General features: G+C 58.8%; 7 protein-coding genes. 1 reads left to right on the top strand and 6 read right to left on the bottom strand.

Annotation, left to right across the window (positions count from 1 at the left end):
• The first annotated feature begins 51 nt into the window (after positions 1-51).
• Positions 52-345, top strand: coding sequence for a type II toxin-antitoxin system RelE/ParE family toxin (locus VMV64_RS17345; RefSeq protein WP_414718823.1), 294 nt, complete (start codon positions 52-54; stop codon positions 343-345).
• A gap of 127 nt (positions 346-472) precedes the next feature.
• On the opposite strand, the gene VMV64_RS03255 is transcribed toward VMV64_RS17345, so the two are convergent.
• From VMV64_RS03255 to VMV64_RS03230, 6 genes are all read right to left on the bottom strand, one after another.
• A complete protein-coding gene (locus VMV64_RS03255) occupies positions 473-766 on the bottom strand; it encodes a DUF433 domain-containing protein (protein WP_325328519.1) in 294 nt (97 codons plus the stop codon).
• Between the two features lie 76 nt (positions 767-842).
• Entirely contained in the window at positions 843-1,724 is an 882-nt protein-coding gene (cas7c, locus tag VMV64_RS03250) for a type I-C CRISPR-associated protein Cas7/Csd2 (RefSeq protein WP_325328518.1), read from the bottom strand.
• Entirely contained in the window at positions 1,721-3,490 is a 1,770-nt protein-coding gene (cas8c, locus tag VMV64_RS03245; protein ID WP_325328517.1) for a type I-C CRISPR-associated protein Cas8c/Csd1, read from the bottom strand. Before cas8c ends, cas7c begins: the two co-directional genes overlap by 4 nt.
• Positions 3,487-4,152, bottom strand: coding sequence for a type I-C CRISPR-associated protein Cas5c (cas5c, locus tag VMV64_RS03240; RefSeq protein ID WP_325328516.1), 666 nt, complete (start codon positions 4,150-4,152; stop codon positions 3,487-3,489). The genes cas8c and cas5c overlap by 4 nt, the downstream gene beginning before the upstream one ends.
• Before the next feature lie 12 nt (positions 4,153-4,164).
• The gene (cas3, locus tag VMV64_RS03235; protein WP_325328515.1) at positions 4,165-6,426 is read right to left on the bottom strand and encodes a CRISPR-associated helicase Cas3'; all 2,262 of its coding nucleotides are present in this window, start codon (positions 6,424-6,426) and stop codon (positions 4,165-4,167) included.
• Positions 6,427-6,494: 68 nt separating this feature from the next.
• Positions 6,495-7,460: a helix-turn-helix transcriptional regulator gene (locus tag VMV64_RS03230; RefSeq protein ID WP_325328514.1), complete on the bottom strand. Its 966-nt coding sequence runs from the start codon at positions 7,458-7,460 to the stop codon at positions 6,495-6,497.
• Positions 7,461-7,566 lie beyond the last annotated feature (106 nt).

The following is a 7,566-nucleotide window of genomic DNA, read 5'->3' as shown; positions in this document are numbered from 1 at the left end:
CGCCGAGGAAGTATTCAAGGAAATCGACGCGCTCATCGCCGCCCACAATAAGTGAAGGTCATATTCGCACCAGCGGCTCGCGCAGAGTTCGCTGAGGCCACGCGCCGGTATGCAGTCGAGGCCGGCCGGTTTCATGCCGCGGATTTCAGGAACGAAGTACATCACACCTTGGCCCTGCTAGGCGATCACCCAGTCATGGGCACACCCGCCGCAAGCAACACCCGGAGCATGGTGATTCATCGATATCCCTATTCCATCGTGTACAGAATTGATTCCGATATCCTGCGCGTGCTGGCCGTAGCGCACCATCGGCGCCGCCCCGGATATTGGGGCGAACGGCGATAAGGCATTCAGCACTTTCGGCTTGGCATCACGCCTGACGGCAAGCTCGCACCCACTCGACCGTCGCATCGATGACAAACACCGGCGGGTGTCGTCCCGCGTCACCACTGCAAAGCGGCCTGTAGGTGTTTCACCCGGCGCCCGCAATGCCGCCGTCGTCACCGCTGTCGTCATGCTGATTGTTCCCTGACTTCAGCACAGCATGCATGATGAAGGTTTCGTCCTTCAGACAATCACGCACGAAAGCGAACACCGCCTGCAAGTCCTCCCGCTTCAGGCGTGGATAGCTATCAAGAATGTCCGCCTCCGACCAGCCGTCGGCCAGACGATCGAGAATAAACATCACGCCGATGCGTGTGCCCTTGATGCGCGCCTTTCCGCACAGGGTATCGGCATCGGAAGTGATTCGCTCGCGCCAGTCCATGTTTATTTCCTCAGAAGATCAGGGAGAGAAGCTTATTGTGGCCGAAATGGCTATGCGCGGCATCTCGGGCCTGTTTTCAACACTTGCGCAAAAGTGTCACGCCTGCGGGCAGATTGGCATCTTCAACAGCCACATCGTAATCGTCAAAACTGCGCGGGGCGCTCACCCCCTCCTTGAGCTTCGTCCGGACGCGCTCGAACAGGACATGGGCCGGAGCGTTCCCCAATTCCGAATCGTGCTTGAACACATATAGTCCGCGCGTCGTCATCTCGCCGCGTGCGGCGGAACGGTCATGCTCGAACATCTGGGCCAAAGCCTGCCAGAGAAGTTCCAGATCCTCCTCGGAAAAGCCGGTTTGCTTGGCGAGGAAGCTAGAGACAAAACCGTGCGCCAAGTACAGGCCGTAGGGCACAGTGTGTTTGCGGCCCATAGTGCGGTTGTCGCCTTCTTGCTTTTCGGCTTCCGCTTCGGTGGCGACAGCCATACGGGTGATCGAGTGTTCCTGGGTAATGATGGGATTGATAGACCGGGCAAAAGTGATTTGTACCGGGCCGCGCACCTGGCCGCAATTGATGCCGGTCGACATAACGGCACCGAAAGTTCGTACATCAAAAAAGTTGCGGCACATCCACTGGCGGGCATCGTCTACGGCATTGCCGCCTTTGCGTTTCTTGTCGTCGCCCGCAATCAAGTCTTCGCGCCCAATTCCCGCATAGGCGCGCTTGTGCTGATTGTTAAGGATGGCCTTCTCTTTCACATAAATCTCGAATGGGGGCTGCTCGCCTTTTGTCATGCCGACAAAATTGCGCACCTTGCGTTTCAAGGAAACGTCCGTCACCAGCCCGTGGCCAGTCTCGGCATCCAATCGTGGCAAATTGCCGGCATCGGGGTCGCCATTTGGGTTGCCGTCTTTCACGTCGAACAGCAGTACGAAGTCGTAGCGGTTAGTCAGACTCATTTGGGTTCCTCTTTGTTGTCGGTGGTCGGGGTGTCGGATTTGGTGAAGAAGGCTTGGCGTTGATGGTAGTACCCCAGGGCAAAGCGGCCTTGATCCGGCAAGGCGAGAATGCGGGGAAAGTCATCCAGCTCGCCGATGATTTCGCCGATCAGTCTTTCCATCTGCACGGCGCGGCCTTTGGAAAGTTTGCCCAAGTGATGATTCTTCAATCGCAGCAACGTGGTGAACACGGCGACGGGTGTGCTGGAAGCAGCGCTGTAGTAGCGATCACGGATGGTCGCGTTAAGACCTGGACTGGCCTCTTCCTGTACTTTTTCCAGAGTGGCAAATAGCCGCCCCAAACGGTAGGCCGAATTGGTGCTGGTCGGGTCAAGCATGGTCTGAAACTCCTTCTCGGGGCTGGATGCAGTTAGGTTGGCACGACGAATCAAGCGATTCAACGCGGCTTTGATGGCAGCAGCGCGGGCGTAGGTCGGTTTCTGTTCCGCCCGGCAGCGCTGCACCGCAAGATTGAGCAACGGTGCGGGATAGGGCAGCCCTTCCAGAATGGCACGCATGACCTCGCCGCCCAGGCTGGGCGGTATGTCATAGCTGCCGTCTGACTTGCGTCGGCTACTGGCTTTCAAAAGCGCAGATAGGGACAGGTGTTCCGGATCGTGGGGGGCACGGGCGATCTCGATATCGTCGAAATGCCGGGCGATGCGTCGAGCCAGTTCGTGCGCCGGGGCCGTTTCCCAAAAACGGATGGCAATACGAGCGGCGTTCGGCGCCAGGCCCAAAACATGCAAACGGGTGTTTGCTTCGCCTTTGGTGAATTTGCCAGACTGCACAGCCTGATACAGCACATTCAAGGCGTCCGTGCCCCGGTCGGTGTCGTCTTTGGGCGGTTCGCCGAACAGATCCGGCAGGACGCTTTCCAGATCGTGGGCTTCTTCCGCCCAAAACACAGTGGAGGAGTCGCCGACTTGAATACGCTGGCGAGACGTAAGCAAATGATTGAGTGCAGTCGTGTAGGCAAAAGACGCGCCCTTGCTGATCGGAGCATTTTCCCCGTTCCGATTACGCTTGCCGTAGGACTCGAAGGCGCGCGCGTTGAACGAAATGATGTTCGCACCCGCAGGCTGTGCGTTCCATACATTCTTGATGACAGTCTCGTTGGGTGCGATGGGAACACCGTGTTTCCCGGTAATGAGGCAATTCCCGATGAGGGGATTCGGGTCATCAAGAGCGAACTGCTTCTCGTAGGTCGCCCTGACGGTGGCGCGTGCGTGTACCTCCTCAACGTCACCAACTAAGCGGAAAACCAGTACCGGGTCGCGCTTGGAAAATTCCTCGTCCAGTCGGAAACGCTTCAGCAAATCAGCAAGGCTGTCAGGGTTTGTTTGCAGCGATTTGCAGAAGCGTTGGACCGCTTTAATCCCGGTATCCTGATGGCACTCCTTTAGCCAGACTCGCATAGTGTCGAGAAAACTGGTCAGTTTCTGCGCTCCTTTCTTCCCAGACCCCAGCGCAAAACTGGCGTTGTCCCAGAGCAGGTTGGCGTCGGTGCCGCTGTTGGTATGCTTCATCGCTTGCTTGCCTATGGCAGGCACCAGCATTTCACGGGAGACGGTTTTGCCTTTCTTCATTTCCCCCACCGGTTCGATATTGGTGCAATTACCTTCGGTATTTAGCACCACGATGTAGTCCACGCCCCGGCGAATCCACCCTTCGCGCGGCAATTCACCGGAACGTTCGTAATAGGCATTGAGCGCTTGCAGAATCATCCCCGTACCTCCTCGCTGTCAGAAGCGGGCACGTTGATTGCGCCTTTTTCCAGTCGTGCACGGAAGAAGCGCGGCGTGGGGTCGGCGGGATTGGCGAAATCCAGGTCGTGCAGCATGAAGCCAAGCTCGCGGGTTTCATCTACGGGCGCAGGTTCGGCGGCAGGGTCTGTTACCAGCCGAAAATACGCAGCAAACTCGCGGCAGCCGAGATAGGGCTGGTTGACGCATTGGCCATGGCTGGCGCGGCGCTCGAACATTTCAGAATACTTGTTGGCGTGTGCGCCCGTATCCCGTTCTGAGAAGAACTCCAGATCGGCGTGGACGCGATAGCCTACATCGCGCAGAAAAAGCCCTGCGCGTTGCTGGCGGTCGTCTTCGATGTTGAGCCCGAGAATACCCGTGCCGTTCTTCATGGCGGCTTCCACGTTGCGCGTGGAGACCACGCTGGCGACTTCGTTGCGGCGCAGATTGATCCAGCGGATGGGTTTGAGGACTTCGATACGGCGAATGTGCCAGCGTATGGCAGGTTTCCACAAAATGGCTTCGAAGCAGGCGCGGGCTGCGGACGGGGTCATTACATCGTAGCTGACGCGCTCGACTTTCATTTCCGGGCGGGTGAAGCAGGCGAAGTCGCCGGTGAGTTCAAGGCAGTAGCGTTTCAAGGCAGATTCCTTTCAGACGATGGATGCCGATGCAGAGAGCGGGCTCCCATCCATGATAAGCCCGAGTTGGTCATGATATAGCCAGTCGTTCCCTTGTACGAATAGGCCGGGAATGGCCTCGACGACGTCGCTTTGGGCGAGGAGCCTCAGGGCGTCGCGGCGCGGAATGTTGACGGTATAGCGCTGGAGTTTGCGCATCAGCAAACGTTCGGGACCTTGTTTCTTCAAGGTGCTCAGCAATATGTCTATCGTCTCGTCTTTTCCATCCGCGCCGCGATAGCGGACGATAACCGGCGCGCTGTCTTCATCCTGGATAAGTTTGAATTTCTCGGCGGCGCTGCGGAAATTGATAGCAAGAGTTTGCCCATCGACCTTGAGCAATGCACCGATGCCTTGCGCATCCAGATCGCAGGCGTGATACAGCTTCTCGAAATAGCGGGCGAACAAGGCTCGCTCCAGTGGCTTGCCAGTGTGGACATGGAGCACGCTACGGCAGGCATCTTCGCCTTTACGCAACAGCCCGGGTGGCGCAGGTTGGGGTGGGACGAACACCACCACCTCGCCTTGCTTGCCAAGTTCTGCCAGCCGTCCTTCCCGATTGCAGCGTCCGGCGGCCTGGGCGATGGAGTCCAGTCCGGCCAGCGCCCGGTAGACCACTGGGAAATCCACATCGACACCAGCCTCGACTAGCTGTGTGCTGACAACGCGGGTAGGAATGTTGTCCTTGAGGCGCGCTCTGATTTGCCGAATGGTTTGCGAGCGATGTTCACCGCACATCAGCGCGGAGAGGTGCACGCTGCGTTCCGGCATTCGTCGCCAGAGTTCGCGAGCATCCTTGCGGCGATTGACGATGGTGAGTACGGAATCGTATTGGCTGATTTCGTCCGCCAGCGCGTCCCAGCTCACAGGGGTATTCCAATCGGCTGGCAGGCGCACGTTGACCCGCTCCAACTTTCGGTAAAGCGCGTCGGGGTCGCTCATGATCTCGCGCGCGTTGTCGAGGCCGCGCATGTTGTTCTTTGCGTCGAAGTACTCTCGGGTCGTGAGCGCGGGCTGTGTGGCGGTGGAAAGCACCACGGTGACGCCGTAATGCTGGGTCAGCAGATTCAATACATCAAGGATGGGTTGCAGAAACTCCGGCGGCAAAAGCTGCGCCTCGTCCAGCACGACAACAGAATCGACGATGTTGTGTAGCTTGCGGCAGCGCGACGTTTTAGCGGCAAACAGCGACTCAAAAAACTGCACGTTGGTGGTGACGACAATCGGCGCATCCCAGTTTTCGCAGGCGAGGCGGCTCTTGCTGGTCTCTGCGCCGGGATCGGCTTCAGCATTGCTGTGGTGCTCGATCACCGCCTCACCGAAAATGTCCCGAAAGATATCGGCGGTCTGCTCGATGATGCTGGTGTAGGGGATTACGTAGATGATGCGGCGTTTGGTGTATCGCTTTGCGTGCTTCAGCGCGAAGGCCAAGCTGGAGAGGGTCTTGCCGCCGCCGGTGGGCACGGTGAGGGAGAACACGCCAGGGGCCTCGACCGCCTTATCACGGCATTGTCGCAGGATGTCGGCACGCAACGCGTTAACCGGCGTAGGGTCTGCCGTGCGCATCTTGCCAGCCATGAAACGATCAAACTGTTCAAGCAGGTTTTGCACGTCCGGCCAGTTTCCGCGCTGCGCGGACTTGCCTGTGTCCATGTAAGCCTCGGTGTCGAGGAAGTCGGCATCCACCAGACAGGAGAACAACATCCGTAACCACAAGGCAAAACCCGCTTTCCCGCCTGGCGTGGCGCGCAGATTGGGAGTGAAAGCACCGTGATCGAGAATGTTGACGGGTGGATGCTCCGCCAGAGATTCGTCGAGTTCATACCGGCTGTCCATGCTGTCGAGGCGAGCCTCCAGACCGCCGAACCAGTCATATAGCCCGGCATGGTGTCCGGCGATGAGATAGGCCAGCACCCGCCCAGCCGTGCCAAAGCGGTCACAGGCGAGCAACGCGCCCGCAGTGGAATGGGGCGATTTCCCGGCCTCGCCCCGAATATGGGCATCGGCCTCGAAGCCACTGGCCTGTCGGATGTAATGTTGGAAGCGTGCCCGGTACTTGCCGATGTCGTGCCACAACCCTGCAAGATACGCCCAATCCCCCGCACCAAATGACTGGGCATGATTACTGGCCAGTGCTGCCACGCCAGTCAGGTGATCTGCAAGGTCATGCGGAATCCGCCAGCTTCCGTCTGGATTCCGGGCTGCGTGAGCGATAGGTCGTGGTGTCTCTGACATGTTCTTGTTCGTACCGACTTTACATCCTACTCCCGTCCAGGCCCAAAACCTGAGCCTGACGCAAACCCTTATCCGTACTGGCTCCTGGCCCGGTCGAGCTGTTTTTTTACGGCTTGTGTAAGCGCCTCGGGCGCGATCACTTCGACCTCCGCACCATGCTTGAGGATGTCCATGATGAGCTCGGTGTCGCGTGAGTACGGGATAGTGAGTTCATAGCGGCCGTCGTCCAGCCAGCGCGATCTCTGCTCTGGGTGCCAGATTTCATCGGCCACCCAACGGGCGCGATACGCGGTAAAGCGCAGGACGGCAGTGGCGACAGGCTCACCGGCGAAGATGCCGTAGGCGCTGGTCAGTTCGCGGTCGAGGGTGGCGTCCGGCACGTTCCTGGCCTTTTTCGTCGACACGGTCGCGTGACGGATGCATTCGACGGCGAAAATGCGCAGGGCTTTGTTCTGGTGACACCAAGCGTCCAGGTACCAGTTGTCGCGGTAGTGGGTGAGCCGTTGGGGTGAGATTTCCCGCGCGCCGGTCTGGTCGCGCTCGCGGTTGTAATACTCGATGGATAGCCGCTTGCGTTGCAGCACGGCGCCGGCCGCGGTCTGAAACTGGCGCATGTTTTTTGCGCGAGCCGCCATGGCCAGAATGCGGATGCGCTTTTGCGCCTCGCCGCCACCGAGGTGTTCGGTCTGCAGGATGCGCTCCAAACGCGCGCGGATAGGTGCAAGCAATTGATCCAGCAGGCCGGGCTGGAGCGTTTGTAGCAGATGATCGAGGCTAACGAGGGCATGCAGTTCTTCGCCGGTGAACCACAGGCCGGGCAAATGGTGGCGACCATCGGCCGTGTTGAATCTATAGCCGCCGCGCTCTTGGTCGAAAACGAGGGGAGCACCGACTCTGTCGCGCAAGTCCGCAATAAGACGGGTGAGTTTGGAGCGGGATATCTCCAACTCATCCAACAGCGCTTGGCGGCTGATAGCGGTGCGCCGGCCATCCAACAAACGGTGCAATCGGTAGAGGTCGTCGAGTTTGCTCATGTCGCTTTGCCCGATTCGAGCCCGTTAATTGTGATGGCGATGCGTCACGGGCAGGGAGGCAGTGTCCTGCAATCTTGGCGGTGCGGCAAGTTTGGCGACTGCCGGC

It is taken from the genome of Sulfuricella sp. (assembly GCF_035531155.1).
Classification (GTDB): domain Bacteria; phylum Pseudomonadota; class Gammaproteobacteria; order Burkholderiales; family Sulfuricellaceae; genus Sulfuricella.
Note: the sequence above shows the minus strand (reverse complement) of the source record. Positions and strands in the feature narration are given on the sequence as shown.

What these genes read in the sequence shown, in the direction of transcription:
- VMV64_RS03255 (WP_325328519.1), bottom strand. Translation starts at nt 766, where the DNA reads ATGGACTGGCGCGAGCGAATCACTTCCGATGCCGATACCCTGTGCGGA.
- cas7c (WP_325328518.1), bottom strand. Translation starts at nt 1,724, where the DNA reads ATGAGTCTGACTAACCGCTACGACTTCGTACTGCTGTTCGACGTGAAA.
- cas8c (WP_325328517.1), bottom strand. Translation starts at nt 3,490, where the DNA reads ATGATTCTGCAAGCGCTCAATGCCTATTACGAACGTTCCGGTGAATTG.
- cas3 (WP_325328515.1), bottom strand. Translation starts at nt 6,426, where the DNA reads ATGTCAGAGACACCACGACCTATCGCTCACGCAGCCCGGAATCCAGAC.
- VMV64_RS03230 (WP_325328514.1), bottom strand. Translation starts at nt 7,460, where the DNA reads ATGAGCAAACTCGACGACCTCTACCGATTGCACCGTTTGTTGGATGGC.